Raw genomic sequence first — 15,970 nt, 5'->3', positions numbered from 1 at the left:
TGGAGTCGTGCAGCGAACTGCGTCCAATAAAAAAGAGCGGCGAACCGCTCTGTTATGAATTAAATCCCTACAGGTGATCAGAACCGCTTGAAAATCTGACCACTTTTGGCGGCCTGGAAGCGCGCTTCTACCACACCCCAGTTCATGTTCTTGTGAATGGCAGCCAGATAATCGGCGCGACCGAGGGCCTTCCAATCCACCATGTAGGCATGCTCGAAGACATCAACGATGACCAGCGGCACAAAACCGCCGACATTCCCGTCTTCATGAAGCTGGACAAAGTGGTTGTTAATCTGACCGGTGGTACCATCGTAGTAGGCGATAGCCCAACCCACGCTCCGGCTCTTGGCGGCAGACATCAGATCTTCATGCCATGCTTCAGTACTGCCAAACTGCTCAGTGACCGCAGCTTTAAAGCCGGGTGCCTGATCGATGCTGCTGCCGGGCTTCAACTGGGCAAAATAGTACTCATGTAAAACCATGCCGTTATATTCGAAGCCAAAGCGTCGCCGACGATCTGCATAAGTCAGTGATCCAGTTTTACCGGCGGCACGCATTTCCGCAAGTTCCTTGCGCAACGCATTGCTTTGATTTACATAACCAGCATAGAGTCCCCAGTGATCATTGATTTGGGCATCCGAGATGCCATCCAGCCCGCTGGGCTTTAATTCTTCGCGCACGCTATATTCGGACATTCAATATTCTCCTGATTTCAAGTTTAAGAACTGAACCAATGCCCTTTGGATTGTAATCAGTGGCAGAGCCATCTGCAAACGACCTCCCGGTCGCCTGAGCCTTTGCCGCCCCATAATTCTTCTTGACAGTCGCCGTACCCTTGCCTAGCTTCACTGCCATGAACCTGCCGAATCTGTTGACCTTGTTGCGACTCTTTCTGGTGCCCGTGATTTTCTACGCGCTGGCGAAGGAGCTTTTCGTCGCGGCTCTGCTCATTTTCTTGGCGGCGGCGATTACCGACGCACTGGATGGTTGGATAGCCCGTCATTATCATCTGCAAACCCGTTTGGGGGCTATCCTCGACCCGATGGCGGATAAATTACTGGTAGTGACGACGGTCATCACGCTGACCTGGTTGCAGCGTATTCCTTTGTGGGTGACGGTTGCCATTATTTCCCGGGACCTGCTGATCGTCGGTGGCAGCCTGCTCTACTTGCTGCTGATCGGAAAATTTAGTATCCGCCCGACGCTGTTATCGAAATGGAACACCGCACTCCAATTCGTCGTTATTGTGCTGGTGCTGTTGTTGGCGGCAGGCCATTGGCATGTACCACTGCTGCCCATCTTCGCGCTCGTGTTCCTGATGGCCGTTGTGTCCGGGGGGCAGTATGTCTGGGTCTGGAGCCGCAAGGCGATTGCTCAGGAGGGAGGCTCCAGCGAATCATGAGCGATACACGACAACGGATTCTCCCCTTGGGCGTGGAGTCACAAGCAAGCCTGGAAGACTTTTATCCCCATCCGAATGCCGAAGCGCTGCGTGCGGTGCTTAACTTGCTAACTGAACGACAGAGCCTTTGTCTTTACCTTTATGGGCCGGGCGGAGTGGGTAAAAGTCATTTATTGCTGGGGGCCGCATCCGCTGTTGCTGGATGGACGCCTTATATAGACTGCGGCGATATCACCAATCCGTTCAATACGATCATGGATCCCGCGATGTTCTCCAGTCTGGCAGGGGCGCCTCTGTTGTGCCTGGATAATGTCGAAAGCTGGGCCGGTCAGCGTGATAAGGAAACATTTTTCTTTGATCTCTATAATGAGCGCATGGGCTGTGGGCAGCCGATGCTCCTTGCCAGTCGACAAGCACCTCAGCTCACGGACTGGGTGCTCCCGGACTGGGCAAGCCGGGTGAGTGCGGGTTTGCAATACGCTCTGCGTTTTCCCAGCGATGCGGAGAAGCGTGTTATTTTGCAGGAAATGGCGCAGCGCCGAGGTCTGCAGATGGGTGTCGACGCAGCGCTCTATCTGTTACGGCATTATCCGCGCGATCTCGGGGCACTGGATCGCATGCTGAGCGTTCTGGACAGCCGGAGTTGGGAGCAGCAACGGGAGGTGACCATCCCATTCATACGCCTTTGTCTGGCTGCGGAGAACTGGCGATGACGGAAAAAACACCGCCGCGCCAATGCTTTCGCCAGAAGGACAAGACACTAATACCCGTTCCCAGGGAGAAGGCCAATCATTGGCAGTGCTTGGCCCACCGGATGTACCGTGCGTGGCATGGCTTTTGGCTTGACGAATGTATCGACCGTGCGGGGTTGCTCGCTTATACCACCCTCTTTGGTTTGATACCGGCAGTGGTGCTGGTCTTCAGCCTATGGAATCTGGTGGGGTTCAGCATGCTCCACCGTGCCCAGGTTGATCATCTGATTTTACGCAGTTTTGTCCCACAGATGGGGGATGCGATTCTGCGTCAGATAAACGGCCTCGCAGCGCGCGGTACCCAATTGGATTTGTTTGGCGTACTTGGGTTGAGCGGCACCGCGATTTTTCTGCTGCGTGAGGTAGAGCGGCATTTTAATGCCATCTGGGGTGTTACTCCGACTTGCCTGTGGTGCCGAGTTCTACGCTACGTGGTCGTGCTGGTGTGCGGCCCATTCAGCTTTGTACTCATCCTGCCGTTGCTTGGTCCCCTGCAACCTCTGCTGGCGTACCTGGCACGTATCCCGGTCGTGCCCCCCCTGCTCAGTCATGTGCTTACTCTTCTGGTGGTCACAGTGATGATGGCAGTACTCTACAAAACACTGCCCTCGGCAATGACGCACTGGCGGGATGTTTTTCTTGGCGGGGTATCCGCCGCCATCCTGTTTGAAACCGCCAAGATTGCGCTGGCCGGTTATCTGCGACTTTCAAGTTTCGAAACCATATATGGTGCTTTGGGTGCCTTTCCTGTTTTTCTCCTCTGGCTGTATATGGCCTGGGCGATTGTTTTGTTCGGTGCGGAGATAGCAGCGGCAGCGATTATCCGCGATAATCATTAGGCATATTTCCCTCGGCGGATGAATATGCCGAATGGAGAGGAAAGTCGCTGACAAACTCTTTACTTGCAGCGCCGTGATCGCTACTATGCCGCGCTTATGTTTTCCGCTAAATCATCGAGCTTGTCGATTGCCCGGGTGTCTGTCCATGGTGACATGCTGGAGGGTATTATTGATCCATGCGGCTGGTTGCGCTTGGGCGAGGCACTGGTCAGTGTGCAGGCAGTGAGTGTAAGCCTTGACCTGATCCGCAGGGGGCAGGTGATTGCCGCCGATGGCCAGATAAGGGTGCTGGGTGAGGTTCGTTGCGAACGCTGTACGGGTGTTATGCCGTTAGCACTTTCCGTAACCGTGCACAGCGGATTGGCAGAACAGGAGTCGGCAGTGCTCGCTATGGATTCTACTTTAGAGGTGGTTATTGCTGAAAATGGCGTGGTCGCTCAGCAAGTCTGGCTGGAAGATGAAGTACTACTGGCCTTGCCGATGATTCCCCGCTGTGCGGAGTGGAAGTCAGGCATTTGCCCGGTTTCCGGGCTTGCGCCGTTAACCGTTGTTAAATGAACTGCAGTATATTTTGATACAAATCGGGAGAAATTGAGTCATGGCCGTTCCACAAAGTAAAACTTCCCATTCTCGTCGTAACATGCGGCGAGCCCACGATTTTCTGGTGACCGTGAACCGTTCCGTATGTGCCAATTGTGGGGCGGCAAAGCTGCCTCATCATGTGTGCCCGGAATGTGGCTTCTATAAGGGTCGCGAGATGGTGAAAAAGGCGGTAGAGGCCTGATAACGCCAGCCTGTCAGAGCGTTTTTAGGGTTTCGCGATGCCGCACATTGCGGTAGATGCCATGAGTGGTGATTCAGGCCCGTCGGTGGTGGTTCTTGCCATCCGCGATCTGGTCAAAGGTCACCCCGATGTCGTTTTTCATGTTGTGGGGGACAGTAGTATCCTCCAGGCGGGATTGGCGCGGGCCCGCCTCCAAGGTTCACCACAAATTGTGGTACACCACGCCAGTCAGGTGGTAGCCATGGATGAGGCACCGTCTCAGGCCCTCCGCGGTAAGCGGGATTCTTCCATGCATGTCGCCATCGGTTTGTTGCGCGATGGGCATGTGGATGCAGTGGTCAGCGCGGGTAACACCGGTGCGTTGATGGCGCTCGGTAAAGTGTTTCTACGTACCATTCCCGGTATAGACCGTCCCGCAATTGCTGCCTTTCTGCCGACCACCACAGGACGACTTCTGGCGCTGGATTTGGGTGCCAACGTGGATTGTCATCCGGAACATCTCCTACAGTTCGCAGTAATGGGCTCGATACTCGTCGAGCGCGTCATGGGTCTTGCCCAGCCGCGGGTCGGCTTGCTCAATATCGGCTCTGAAGACATCAAGGGCAATGAGCAGGTCAAAGAAGCCGCGCTGCTCCTGCGCGCTGCCAAGTTGAATTTTATTGGTAATGTGGAAGGTTCCGATATTTATCGAGGTGTCGCTGATGTGCTGGTGTGTGACGGTTTCGTGGGTAATGTAGCGCTGAAGACGTCTGAAGGGCTGGCGTGGATGATCAGTCAGGAACTGCGAGCCAGCTATACCCACGGCTGGTATGGGCGCATGGCGTATCTGGTCAACCGTCCCATCTTGCAGCGTCTGCGGCGTCGCCTCGATTCTCGCCAGTACAATGGCGCAACCCTGTTGGGGCTGAATGGTATCGTCATCAAAAGTCACGGCAACGCTGACCGCTTTGCCTTTGCCTGCGCCGTGGAGGTGGCTATCACCGAAGCCAAGCATCGCCTGACCTTGTGTATTGCCGAAGTGATTCAGAAAAGCCTTGATCCGGCGGTGCGAAACAGCGCGTGAAGCCTATTTTTAGCCGTATCGTGGCCACTGGTGGCTATTTGCCGGAACGTGTTCTCAGCAACCATGAACTGGAGCAGATGGTGGAGACCAGCGATGCCTGGATCTTCGCGCGCACGGGGATCCGCTCCCGCCATATCGCCGCTCCCGACGAAAAAACCGTAGATATGGCGGCAGCGGCAGCGCGCCAGGCACTGGCGGATGCCGGTCTTCGGGCAGAGGATTTGGATCTCATTATTGTCGCGACGACGACTGCGGACCAGCTATTCCCCAGTACCGCTTGTCTGTTGCAGGCCCGTTTGGGGAACCATGGTGCGCCGGCCTTTGATATTCAGGCGGTTTGCACCGGTTTTATCTATGCGCTGGCGACCGCCGATCGCTTCATCCGCAGCGGCGGGGCGAGGCATGCGCTGGTCGTCGGGGTAGAGAGTATGTCCCGCATTGTCGACTGGACAGATCGTGGCACCTGTATCCTTTTTGGTGATGGGGCCGGTGCCGTAATCCTCAGTGCCAGTGACGAGCCCGGCATCATCTCCACGCACATCCATGCGGATGGTGCCTATGCCGACTTGCTGCAGGTGCCTGGTGGCGAGACCCGGATGACCATGCAGGGTAATGCGGTGTTCCGCATGGCTGTGCGTACCCTGGGTGAGATTGTGCAGGAAACGCTCGCAGCAAATGCCCTGACGGCAGAGGACATCGACTGGCTGGTGCCACATCAGGCCAATATCCGTATTATTCAGGCGACGGCCGATAAGTTGGGCCTGCCTATGGAGCGCGTGGTGACGACGGTGGAGCATCATGGTAATACTTCCGCAGCTTCGGTACCTTTGGCGTTGGATGATGCGGCCCGACGTCGTTGTTTTCAGCCGGGGCAGTGTCTCCTGCTGGAGGCGTTCGGGGGTGGGTTCACTTGGGGATCGGCGCTCCTGCGTTGGGGCTGAAAGCTCTGCATACCAATTTGTACTGAGAGGAGGTTCGCTTGCACGGCTCTATCGCCTTTGTTTTTCCCGGTCAGGGTTCGCAGTCTTTGAATATGCTATCTGATCTTGCTGGCAGTCATCCGCTGGTCAAGGAGATTTTCGCAGAAGCTTCTGCCCAGCTGGGCGAGGACCTGTGGTCCCTTACTCAGGATGGACCTGTCGAAAAACTCAATCAGACGTGCTGGACGCAGCCGGTGATGCTGGCTGCCGGGTACGCCGTTTATCGGGTCTGGGAAGAGGAGGGCGGCGCCTTTCCCGACTTTATCGCCGGTCACTCTTTGGGTGAATACACGGCCCTGGTGGTTGCCGATGCGGTGGATTTTCCGGATGCCGTACGTCTGGTCGCAGAACGTGGTCGTCTGATGCAGCACGCGGTGCCCGAAGGTGTGGGTGCCATGGCGGCCATTATTGGTCTCGGCGATGATGAGGTGAAACAACTTTGCGCCCAGGAAGCACGTGGTGAAGTGCTGGCGGCGGCCAATTTTAATGCGCCCGGACAAGTGGTGGTCGCCGGTCATCAGACAGCCATTGCGCGTCTGGTAGAGTCAGCGCGTGCCGCCGGTGCGAAGCGCGTTGTAGTGCTTCCGGTCAGCGTGCCCAGTCATTGCAGCCTGATGATGTCGGCTGCCGAACGTTTTCAGACTACCTTGGAATCTGTGCAATTCCGCAGCCCCAAGGCGATGGTGGTGCATAATGCCGATGTGCAAAGCCACAATACGCCTGATTCCATTCGTGCCGCCCTTGCCAAGCAGTTGTATTCGCCCGTACGCTGGACCGATACGATTCGTCATCTCGCCCGACAGGGGGCTATGACCTTCGTGGAAATGGGGCCGGGTCGCGTGCTGTCGGGATTGGGGAAGCGCATTGAGCCTAGCCTGACCATGCTCCATATCGAAGACGGTAAAAGCCTCAAGGCCACCCTGGAGATGATCTGATGGCGGGATCTTTAGAGGGTCAGTTAGCCCTGATCACCGGCGGTAGTCGCGGCATCGGACAGGAGATCGCCCGCGTACTGGGCAGGCAGGGTGCGCGGGTCGTCGCTACGGCAACCACGCCTGCTGGTGCGGAGCGCATTAGTGCAGATCTGGCAGCGTACGGTATTCGCGGTACCGGGGTGGCGCTGGATGTGACCGATGATGCGGCCATGTCCGCTGTGCTCGCGCAAATACAGGCATCTCATGGTGCGCCGACTATTCTGGTGAACAATGCGGGGATCACCCGTGATCAATTGCTGTTGCGGATGAAGGATGATGACTGGGATGATGTCATGGCGACCAACTTGCGCGCGGTATATCGCTTGAGCAAGCTATGCGTGCGCGATATGCTCAAAACCCGTTTTGGCCGTATTATTAACATTACGTCGGTGGTCGGGGTGATGGGCAATGCCGGACAGACCAATTATGCGGCCGCCAAGGCGGGGGTGGCCGGTTTTACCCGGGCTATGGCGAGGGAAGTGGCGGCGCGGCAGGTAACCGTCAATTGTGTGGCGCCTGGCTTTATCAGCACGGATATGACCGAAGGGCTGAATGAAGCGCAGCGCGGCATGCTCCTGCAGCAGATTCCGGCAGGAAGACTGGGTGTGGTGGCCGATGTGGCTGCTGCAGTCGCTTATTTAGCGGGTCCGGATGCGGGTTACGTAACCGGACAGATTCTCCATGTCAATGGGGGCATGTGGATGGGGTAATGCATTCGTGGCTTTACAGGACTGTACGCCCTGTGGTCCAATCTCGCCGACAATAATTTTTTTACCAACAGAGGAGCTTCTCCTAATGGATAATGTGGCAGAACGTGTAAAGAAGGTCGTAGTAGAGCAGTTGGGTGTCAACGAAGATGAAGTAACCAATGAAGCCTCTTTTGTCGATGACCTGGGTGCTGATTCGCTGGATACCGTGGAACTGGTGATGGCGCTAGAAGAAGAATTTGATTGCGAAATCCCCGACGAAGAAGCGGAGAAGATTGCGACCGTGCAACAGGCCATTGACTATGTGTCTGCGCATATGCCAGCCAAGGATGCCTGAGTATTCCCCAACTGGGTGATGAGGAGAACAGGCGGTTGAAAAGGCGTGTAGTGATTACCGGGCTGGGAATTGTGTCACCCGTCGGTGTGGGTCTTCCGGCGGCGTGGGATTCCATAATCCAGGGACGTAGTGGTATTGGCCGGGTAACCCGCATTGACCCTGCCCTATATAGCTCCCAGATTGCGGGAGAGGTACGTGGCTTTGATATTGGTCAGTACATTCCGGCCAAGGAAGCCCGCAAGATGGATTTATTCATCCATTATGGCCTTGTTGCGGCGATGGAAGCGATTGCGGATTCCGGATTGCAGATCAGTGCAGACATTGCGGAGCGGGTGGGAGTATCCATTGGCAGTGGCATTGGCGGCTTGCCGGGAATTGAATCCGAGCATCAGGTTTTCACCGAGAGCGGCCCGCGCCGGATCTCGCCCTTTTTTATTCCGCGTTGCATCGTCAACATGGTGTCTGGTCATGTTTCCATCATGTATGGCGCCAAAGGACCGAGCATTGCCATGGCGACGGCCTGTTCTACGGGGACGCACTCCATCGGTGATGCGACGCGACTCATCGAATATGGTGACGCCGATGTCATGATCGCCGGTGGTGCCGAGGCGGCTATCAGTCCTTTGGGGCTGGGTGGATTCTGCGCGGCGCGGGCGCTTTCAACGCGTAATGCGGATCCTGAGAGGGCCAGTCGTCCCTGGGATAAAGACCGGGATGGTTTCGTGTTGGGCGAAGGTGCGGGTGTTCTCGTGCTGGAGGAATATGAATTTGCGCGGCGTCGTGGCGCCCGTATCTATGCGGAATTGTCCGGTTATGGCATGAGCTCTGATGCTTACCATATGACACAGCCGGCGCCGGCAGGGGAGGGTGCCGCCCGCTGTATGCAAGCTGCGTTGCGTAACGCTGCGGTGACTCCGGAAATGGTGGGGTACATCAACGCGCATGGGACGTCGACCCCGCTTGGAGACCGTTCAGAAACCGACGCCGTGCATGTGGTTTTTGGTGACCATGCACGACGCTTGGCGATGAGCTCCACCAAGTCCATGACGGGCCATCTTCTGGGTGCCGCAGGGGGGATCGAAGCAATTTTTACGGCGCTGGCGCTCTATCATGGCATCCTGCCACCCACCATCAATCTGGATCAGGCTGATGCGGGCTGCGATCTGGATTATGTACCCCTTAAGGCGCGAAACGCCGTTGTAGAAGTGGCGTTAAGCAATTCCTTCGGATTTGGCGGTACCAACAGTTCTCTGGTTTTCCGCCGCGTTAGCGACTGATTCACTCCGTGGGCGTGATTGCCGCCACGGTGGATGGAAATCACTTCGTGGCAGGGGCGTGCGGCGCTGCCTTAGACCGTGCTTTACATTACGGGGATGGGCTTTTTGAAACCATCGCGGTCATAAAGGGCGTCCCCCTGTTTTGGGATGCCCATCTGGCGCGTCTCAAGCGCGGCGCGGCCATTCTGAATATCCCGATGCCTCCCCCCAGCCTCTGGTATGACGATTTACAGCAAGTATTGCATGGCGTCCAGGCAGATTCCCGCCTCTTCGTCAAGCTACTCCTCAGCCGTGGCGCTGGATGGGGGTTCGGCAGTTCCGGTGCCGGTCCCGCGCGCCGCTATCTGTGCTTATCCCAATGGCCGGAGCGTGATGCTCGCTATTGGGCGCCTGGTATCTCGGCCACGATCTGTCCGGTCGCCTTGTTAACCGGCGCGCCTTATCTCGGCGTTAAATCGCTCAATCGCTTGAATCAGGTCATGGCTCGAGATGCTCTGGCGTCGGAATATGCAGAGGGGATCATGTTGGACCAGTCAGGGGTGCTGCGCGAAGGAATCATGTCCAATCTGTTTTGGGTGACAGCGGGTATTGCCTACACCCCCGATCTGGAAGATGGGGGTATTGCCGGCATTCAGCGGGGCGCCATCCTGGAGTGGCTGCGCGCGCGTGGCGTGCCGACCATGCTGGGTCGCTATCCGGCCGCGGTACTTCAGGAGGCGGATGAAATATTCTTCAGCAATAGCCTGATCGGCATCTGGCCAGTGCGCCACTTTGTGCAACGCGCGTTGCCAGGACATGACGGACCAATAGCATCCGCTGTGCTCGCCTGGTGCAGGGATTTGGGGTTGGGGCCACAATCATGAGCCGCCAACGCCGTGCCGCCTGGTTATTTCTTTTGCTGCTGTCATGCTCTTTTGGATTTTACGGCATCCGCATGTATTGGCCGGAAACTTTGCCGGCGAAAGGCGTGACGGTCCCCATTCCGCTGGGTGCCAGTAACGCGCAGACTATCGCTACTCTGGCGCGGTCCGGGGTATTGCCGCATCCACGAATAGTTCATCTGGCTTGGGCTTTGGCCGGGTATCCGCCCATGCAGGCCGGGCTGTATGAGTTTCAGGGACGTATTAGCCAGGCGCAGGTACTCCACCGGTTAATTGCCGGGCAATCCACACCACTTAACCTGCTGATTGTGCCCGGCTGGCGTTTGCAGGATATCTATCAGGAAATACACGATAAGGCGCCTTATCTGGACCAGCAGAACCTGCCACAGGGTGCGGCCGCGGCACGGGGCCTTGCACAGCAGGGGGTCGGCGCGCAAGGCAGTGCGGAGGGCTGGCTTTTCCCCGATAGTTACCGTTATGTTCCGGGTACCACCGCGCTGAGTGTGCTGCGGCGTGCCTATGTGCGCATGCAACGGGAATTACAGTCCTTGTGGGCCGGGCGTGCTCCTGGCTTGCCGCTGACTGATCCCTACCAGGCCCTGATTCTGGCTTCTATCGTACAAAAGGAGGGCGCGCCAGCCGCAGAGCAGGCACATATAGCCGCCGTATTTCTCAATCGCTTGCGGCAGGGGATGCCTTTGCAGTCGGATCCCACCGTGATTTACGCCTTGGGCGAGCGCTATACTGGGCTTTTGACGGCGCCAGAGATGCATGTGGAGAGCCCCTATAACACCTACTTGCACACCGGATTGCCGCCTACCCCCATTGCGATGCCGGGACTCGGCAGTCTGATGGCGGTGCTGCATCCTGCGGACAGTGCCGACCTCTATTTTATCGCTCAAGGCGATGAATATTATTATTCAAAGAGTTACACGCAACATCTTAAGCAGATACAGCGTTATCTCCAGCATGGCGGAGGAGCCGCTTTGTGAATGCGAAGGCAGCATCACTGAAGAATGGATTTTTCCTCACCTTAGAGGGTATCGAGGGCGCAGGAAAGAGTTCGGCGGTGCCGGTGTTAGCGGAATATTGTCGTCAGCAGGGCTACGCGGTGGAAGTTACCCGGGAACCGGGCGGCGGGCCGCTTGGTGAGGCTTTGCGTACGATTTTTCTGGATGACCGCCTGCACCTGGATGCGGATGAGGAATTGCTCCTGCTGTATGCAGGGCGTCGGGATCATTGGCTGACGCGTATTGCTCCCGCGCTGGCTGCCGGGAAAGTGGTCATCAGTGACCGCTATGAGGATTCCACCTATGCCTATCAGAGTGGCGGACGCGGGGTCAGCTGTGAACACATCGCGGAGTTGGCGCGCTGGGCGGGGATTACCCGTCTTCCCGATCTGACCTTATGGTTTGATGTGCCGCCGGAATTGGGCGCGATACGCATTCGCGCACGCCGACCGGATCGGCTGGAGCGAGAAGATCAAGCCTTCTTTAGCCGGGCGCGTGCGGTTTTTGCGGAACGCTGTGCGGCTGAACCAGAAAGAATCTTGCGCGTGGATGCGACCCAGACTTTGCCGGTGGTGCATGATACTTTGCGGGTACAGTTGGCGCTGCGCCTGGCGGCCCACGGTTCATGAGTGCGCACCGTCTGCCGCCCGCCGAATGGCAGCCGCTACAAAGTCTGCTGCAAGCGGGATTACCCCAGGCGATGCTCGCGGTCGGCGAGTCGGGGTCGCTGGTCGGACAGTACTGCGATGAGTTACAGCAGGCGGCCTTGTGTTTCGCGCCATCGGCGCCGGGACTGTCCTGTGGAACCTGTCGTGCCTGTCGTTTGTTGGCAGAAGGTAATCATCCGGATCTGCTCGTTATTACCGCAGAAACGGGGAAGCGTATTGCGATTGACTCGGTGCGCCATGCCAATGAGTTCCTCGCCTACACCCCGCAGGTCAGCGCGCGTCGCTGGTTGCGCCTGGAACCGGCCGAAGCGCTGACCACGGCAGCCGCTAATGCCCTTCTCAAAACCCTGGAAGAGCCTGCCGCGCGTGCGCACATTCTTTTGCTCAGTGAGCGTCCATCGCAGCTTCTGGCTACCATCCGGTCACGCTTGCAGCGGTTGCCTTTTCCCGCGCCGCGACCGGGGCAGTGCGTGCTTTGGCTGGAAGGACTCGGTATACCGCCGGCGGCGGCGCTATGGTTAAGCCGACAGTTTGCGAATCGGCCGTTGCGTGCCTGGCAGCTCTGGGAATCCGGCTGGGTAACACTCTGCCCAACCTGGATCGATGCGTTGTTGGGCCTCCCTCAGCAGGGTCCGGTCGCTGCCTTGCGGTTGGCGGATAACTGGGCTAAAGAGATTGACTTGCTGCTGTTGCGCGAGTTGATGTTAAGCTTGTTGGCGGATTTGCTGCGACTCCGTAATCATCGCCTGGACAGTATCGTACATGTAGACTATCTGCAGTCACTAGAGGCCATGGCGCAGTCAGCGCAGGCGATATTCCTCTGGGAGGCGCTGGAGGGCTGGCTCCGACTGCCTGAGTTTCTCATGCAGAATCGCAATGTGGGCATGCTGTTGGAAACGTTACTGTTGAGCTGGGTAAGTATTTGGTCCGGGGAGAAGGCGCATGGAATTACAAGCTGAGACTGGAAGTGCGGCAAAAGCGCTGTCCGTAGTACTGCGGGACGCTACTGCGGTGCAGCGCTACTATATGCCAAACATTAAAGGCGGTGGTGTGCTGGTGGAGACACCGAATCTCCTGCCCATAGGCACGGAGGTGCTGCTCATGATCAGTCTTCCCGACAGCCAGCCGCGGGTGCCTATTGTGGGGAAGGTGGTGTGGGTGACGCCACCGGATAATCGCGATGGCCGACCGCCAGCTATTGGCGTTCAGTTCGTCAATGATCGCTCTGGTGTCCTGATACGTATTCAAAACGCGCTGTCGGGCCTGCCGGGGAACTCTGGCGAGGTGCTGAGTTTTTAAAATGCGTCGTTTTGTGCTGCTTCCATATAAGGTCATTGCTCTGTCGCTGGCGTCTGGGGTACACTTCGTCCCCTCAGGAGAGGTGACCGAGCGGCCGAAGGTGCAGCACTGGAAATGCTGTGTACTCCAAAAGGGTACCGTGGGTTCGAATCCCACCCTCTCCGCCAATCACCGTCCATCAGCGGACAGTCTCAGGTTTTTCTATGGCGACAAAGATCGGTCCCCTCGCAGTGGTAGCTGGTGAACTCCGTCAGGCCCGGAAGGGAGCAGCGGCAACCGGTGATCCAGGTGCCGGGGTGCGGCTGATTGGCGTCGCCACCCTATATTTCAGGCCCGCATGAGCGCCTACCTCGCGCTTGCCCGCCGCTGGCGGCCACAACACTTTGACGATTTTGTAGGGCAAGAGGCTGTGGTCGCTGCCTTGCGCCACGCCCTGGATTCCGGTCGCATTCATCATGCTTTTCTGTTCACCGGGACGCGGGGAGTCGGCAAAACGACGCTGGCGCGGCTGCTGGCCAAATGCCTGAACTGTGAGCGTGGCGTGAGCAGCAATCCTTGCGGAGCGTGTAGTGCCTGTCGTGGCATTGCCGCGGGAAATTTTGTTGATCTGCAGGAGGTGGACGCGGCGAGCCGCACCCGGGTGGATGAAACCCGCGACCTGATGGACAACGTGCAGTACGCGCCGACGGTGGGCCGCTACAAAGTGTACCTTATCGACGAGGTACACATGTTGTCCACGCACAGCTTCAATGCACTGCTGAAGACCCTCGAAGAACCGCCGGAGCATGTCAAGTTTCTGCTGGCGACTACGGATCCGCAGAAACTGCCGGTAACCGTACTCTCCCGCTGTCTGCAGTTTAATTTGCGGCGGCTGGATATTCCACAAATTCAGGGACGATTGCAGCAGATCATGGCGGCCGAACAGATACCCGCCGAGGATGCCGCACTGCAGATATTGTCACGCGCTGCCGATGGGAGCCTGCGCGACGCCCTGAGTTTGCTGGATCAAGCTATTGTTCATGGGGGTGGCGCGGTCCAGCGTGAGGGTGTGCTCGCGATGCTTGGGCGCAGCAGTGACGATGCCGTGTTGGGTTTGGTCGAAGCGTTAGTGGATCGGGATGCTACGCAGGTATTTGCCATACTGGATGATCATTTGGCGCGGGGTATGGATGGCGCCGGCCTGCTCGATTTGGTCATAGAGGGCGTGCATCGTCTCAGCCTGGCACAATTTCTTCCGGTGGATTCGGCGCGCGATGATGCACCTGTGATCGCGCGCCTGCGTGGGCGCATCAGCCCGCTTACCTTGCAGTCCTGGTATTTTTTGCTCCTCTCGGCACGCCGTGATTTTGCGCTTTATCCGGACAGTCGCATGGCACTGGAAATGGCGATGCTGCGGGTGTTGGGCTTTTCCGGGGCGGTATCGCCAGACTCGCCGCCTGCTGTGCTTCCGGGGCCGGGCACTGCGCATTTTGTTGGGTCATCAGCGCCGGCAGCGGAGGTGACTTCACCGGCATCGCACCTCTCTGCACCATCGCTTTCCTACCATTCACGGGACGCCGTTCGGGAAGCACCGCCGCTAGCGACGTCCGACCTGCCGGATAGGGTCGCTGAGACGGCGCCCTCGACGGACTGGCGTTGTGTGGTGGAGGCGCTGGCGGTTTCGCCCATGCTTGCCGAGTACCTGCGCCATGGACAGGCCTTGCGCTGCGATTCAGAAGCGGTGGAATTGGCCGTGGAGCCCAATTATTTGCCATTCCTCGTCAAGGCCGAGGCCCGCCGGACGTTACATCAGGCGCTTACTGCGTATTTTGGCCGGGAGCCGCTTCTGAGCATCGTACCCCTTACCAAGGCGGCCGGGGTGGGGAGCCTGGTGCAGGAAGAGAAAGCGCGTGCGGCATCCCGGCAGGCCGAGGCCGCGGCACGCGTCACCGCGGATCCGCGCATCGGCGCATTCCTGGAAGTCTTGGAGGCCCATGTGGAATCCATTGAAATTATGGTACCCGCTGCGAACGGCGGTGCCGTCAGTTCACAGTGAAGAGTAAACAGAGAGGGAATGAAAGATGAAGGGTGGACTGGGAAATATCATGAAGCAGGCGCAGCAGCTCCAGGAGCGCTTGCAAAAGACGCAGGAAGAACTTGCACAGGTAGAGGTGCGCGGCTATGCGGGCGGCAATCTGGTAGAAGTCACTATGACCTGCCGGCACGACGTACGCCGGGTGCGTATTGATCCCTCCCTGCTGGCCGATGGCGATCAGGAAATGCTCGAGGATCTCTTGGCTGCGGCCATGAATGACGCCGTGCGCAATGCCGAGAAGGTCAGCGCGGAGCGGATGTCGGACGTGACGGGTGGCATGAATATTCCGGGCATGAACCTGCCGTTCTAGGCATTTATGGCAGAGGTTCCGAGTATGGATGCCCTGGCGGCACTGCTCCGCCGCCTACCGGGTATTGGCCCGCGTTCGGCGCAACGGATCAGCTATGAGTTGCTGGTGCGCAAGCGCGATCTCATGCCGCAACTGGCCGCCGCCTTGCAGCAGGCCCACGCCACGGTCCGTTTTTGTCAGCGCTGCAACAATCTGAGCGAAGCACCATTGTGCGCCGTCTGTCGCTCTGAACATCGGGACCGTTCCATCTTGTGCGTCGTGGAATCTCCTGCTGATCTGCGTGCTATCGAAGATACGGGGGTGTTCGTCGGCGAGTTCTTTGTGTTGATGGGGCATTTGTCGCCCTTGGACGGCATCGGTCCCGAAGCCCTGCACATTGATCGCTTCAGCGCGCGTTTGGGTGAAGCAGACTTGCGGGAAGTAATTTTTGCGACCAATCCCACTCTGGAAGGGGAAGCCACGGCACAGTTCCTCGCCGGGCTGGTTCCCGATGGGATGACCATCAGCCGTATCGCCCGCGGGGTGCCGGTGGGCGGCGAGTTGGAATACGTCGATCGTAGCACCCTCGGGCGCGCATTGCATGGTCGCCGCTTGCTCGATGAATAAGGCCCTA

20 protein-coding genes, 1 tRNA gene and 1 other RNA gene are annotated in these 15,970 nt (G+C 57.9%); 21 read left to right on the top strand and 1 reads right to left on the bottom strand.

What is annotated here, in order from left to right; all coding sequences use genetic code 11:
• Positions 1–77: 77 nt before the first annotated feature.
• Positions 78–695 (bottom strand): superoxide dismutase, encoded by a 618-nt coding sequence (locus H2515_RS08475; RefSeq protein ID WP_035192407.1) that lies wholly within the window; start codon positions 693–695, stop codon positions 78–80.
• Positions 696–853: 158 nt separating this feature from the next.
• Between H2515_RS08475 and H2515_RS08470 the strand changes: the two genes are divergently transcribed.
• The 21 genes from H2515_RS08470 (at position 854) to recR (ending at position 15,963) form a co-directional block, all read left to right on the top strand.
• Positions 854–1,402, top strand: coding sequence for a CDP-alcohol phosphatidyltransferase family protein (locus H2515_RS08470; RefSeq protein WP_065414292.1), 549 nt, complete (start codon positions 854–856; stop codon positions 1,400–1,402).
• The gene (gene hda, locus H2515_RS08465) at positions 1,399–2,115 is read left to right on the top strand and encodes a DnaA regulatory inactivator Hda (protein WP_035192404.1); all 717 of its coding nucleotides are present in this window, start codon (positions 1,399–1,401) and stop codon (positions 2,113–2,115) included. The genes H2515_RS08470 and hda overlap by 4 nt, the downstream gene beginning before the upstream one ends.
• Positions 2,112–2,993 carry a YihY/virulence factor BrkB family protein gene (locus H2515_RS08460; RefSeq protein ID WP_198659834.1) on the top strand — a complete coding sequence of 294 codons (882 nt, stop codon included), beginning with the start codon at positions 2,112–2,114 and terminating at the stop codon, positions 2,991–2,993. The genes hda and H2515_RS08460 overlap by 4 nt, the downstream gene beginning before the upstream one ends.
• Positions 2,994–3,089: 96 nt before the next feature.
• Positions 3,090–3,551 (top strand): YceD family protein, encoded by a 462-nt coding sequence (locus tag H2515_RS08455; protein WP_035192604.1) that lies wholly within the window; start codon positions 3,090–3,092, stop codon positions 3,549–3,551.
• Between the two features lie 40 nt (positions 3,552–3,591).
• Positions 3,592–3,777 carry a 50S ribosomal protein L32 gene (rpmF, locus tag H2515_RS08450; RefSeq protein WP_014028846.1) on the top strand — a complete coding sequence of 62 codons (186 nt, stop codon included), beginning with the start codon at positions 3,592–3,594 and terminating at the stop codon, positions 3,775–3,777.
• A gap of 37 nt (positions 3,778–3,814) precedes the next feature.
• Positions 3,815–4,840 (top strand): phosphate acyltransferase PlsX, encoded by a 1,026-nt coding sequence (plsX, locus tag H2515_RS08445; RefSeq protein WP_198659833.1) that lies wholly within the window; start codon positions 3,815–3,817, stop codon positions 4,838–4,840.
• Positions 4,837–5,781, top strand: a complete 945-nt coding sequence (locus tag H2515_RS08440; protein WP_269802038.1) for a beta-ketoacyl-ACP synthase III — start codon at positions 4,837–4,839, stop codon at positions 5,779–5,781. Before plsX ends, H2515_RS08440 begins: the two co-directional genes overlap by 4 nt.
• 38 nt (positions 5,782–5,819) lie before the next feature.
• Positions 5,820–6,755, top strand: coding sequence for an ACP S-malonyltransferase (gene fabD / locus H2515_RS08435; protein WP_198659832.1), 936 nt, complete (start codon positions 5,820–5,822; stop codon positions 6,753–6,755).
• Complete coding sequence (gene fabG / locus H2515_RS08430; RefSeq protein ID WP_198659831.1) at positions 6,755–7,504, top strand: 3-oxoacyl-ACP reductase FabG; 750 nt, start codon at positions 6,755–6,757, stop codon at positions 7,502–7,504. Before fabD ends, fabG begins: the two co-directional genes overlap by 1 nt.
• A gap of 85 nt (positions 7,505–7,589) precedes the next feature.
• Positions 7,590–7,838, top strand: coding sequence for an acyl carrier protein (gene acpP, locus H2515_RS08425; protein WP_035192391.1), 249 nt, complete (start codon positions 7,590–7,592; stop codon positions 7,836–7,838).
• 35 nt (positions 7,839–7,873) lie between these two features.
• Complete coding sequence (gene fabF / locus H2515_RS08420; RefSeq protein WP_198659830.1) at positions 7,874–9,115, top strand: beta-ketoacyl-ACP synthase II; 1,242 nt, start codon at positions 7,874–7,876, stop codon at positions 9,113–9,115.
• Positions 9,116–9,123: 8 nt separating this feature from the next.
• Positions 9,124–9,978 carry an aminodeoxychorismate lyase gene (gene pabC, locus H2515_RS08415; protein ID WP_176712646.1) on the top strand — a complete coding sequence of 285 codons (855 nt, stop codon included), beginning with the start codon at positions 9,124–9,126 and terminating at the stop codon, positions 9,976–9,978.
• Entirely contained in the window at positions 9,975–10,988 is a 1,014-nt protein-coding gene (mltG, locus tag H2515_RS08410; RefSeq protein ID WP_065414299.1) for an endolytic transglycosylase MltG, read from the top strand. The genes pabC and mltG overlap by 4 nt, the downstream gene beginning before the upstream one ends.
• Positions 10,985–11,635, top strand: a complete 651-nt coding sequence (gene tmk / locus H2515_RS08405; protein WP_065414300.1) for a dTMP kinase — start codon at positions 10,985–10,987, stop codon at positions 11,633–11,635. The genes mltG and tmk overlap by 4 nt, the downstream gene beginning before the upstream one ends.
• Positions 11,632–12,633: a DNA polymerase III subunit delta' C-terminal domain-containing protein gene (locus tag H2515_RS08400; RefSeq protein ID WP_065414301.1), complete on the top strand. Its 1,002-nt coding sequence runs from the start codon at positions 11,632–11,634 to the stop codon at positions 12,631–12,633. The genes tmk and H2515_RS08400 overlap by 4 nt, the downstream gene beginning before the upstream one ends.
• Entirely contained in the window at positions 12,617–12,973 is a 357-nt protein-coding gene (locus tag H2515_RS08395; protein WP_065414302.1) for a PilZ domain-containing protein, read from the top strand. The genes H2515_RS08400 and H2515_RS08395 overlap by 17 nt, the downstream gene beginning before the upstream one ends.
• Before the next feature lie 76 nt (positions 12,974–13,049).
• A tRNA-Ser gene (locus H2515_RS08390) sits at positions 13,050–13,140 on the top strand.
• Between the two features lie 47 nt (positions 13,141–13,187).
• Positions 13,188–13,284, top strand: an RNA gene (gene ffs, locus H2515_RS08385) — signal recognition particle sRNA small type.
• Positions 13,285–13,310: 26 nt separating this feature from the next.
• Positions 13,311–15,008, top strand: coding sequence for a DNA polymerase III subunit gamma/tau (gene dnaX / locus H2515_RS08380; protein ID WP_198659829.1), 1,698 nt, complete (start codon positions 13,311–13,313; stop codon positions 15,006–15,008).
• A 25-nt stretch (positions 15,009–15,033) separates the two neighbouring features.
• The gene (locus H2515_RS08375) at positions 15,034–15,357 is read left to right on the top strand and encodes a YbaB/EbfC family nucleoid-associated protein (RefSeq protein ID WP_014028901.1); all 324 of its coding nucleotides are present in this window, start codon (positions 15,034–15,036) and stop codon (positions 15,355–15,357) included.
• A gap of 6 nt (positions 15,358–15,363) precedes the next feature.
• Complete coding sequence (gene recR / locus H2515_RS08370; protein ID WP_014028902.1) at positions 15,364–15,963, top strand: recombination mediator RecR; 600 nt, start codon at positions 15,364–15,366, stop codon at positions 15,961–15,963.
• Positions 15,964–15,970: the final 7 nt, after the last annotated feature.

This window comes from Acidithiobacillus ferrivorans (assembly GCF_016250455.1).
GTDB lineage: Bacteria > Pseudomonadota > Gammaproteobacteria > Acidithiobacillales > Acidithiobacillaceae > Acidithiobacillus > Acidithiobacillus ferrivorans.
This window is presented reverse-complemented; position numbering and strand designations above follow the sequence as displayed.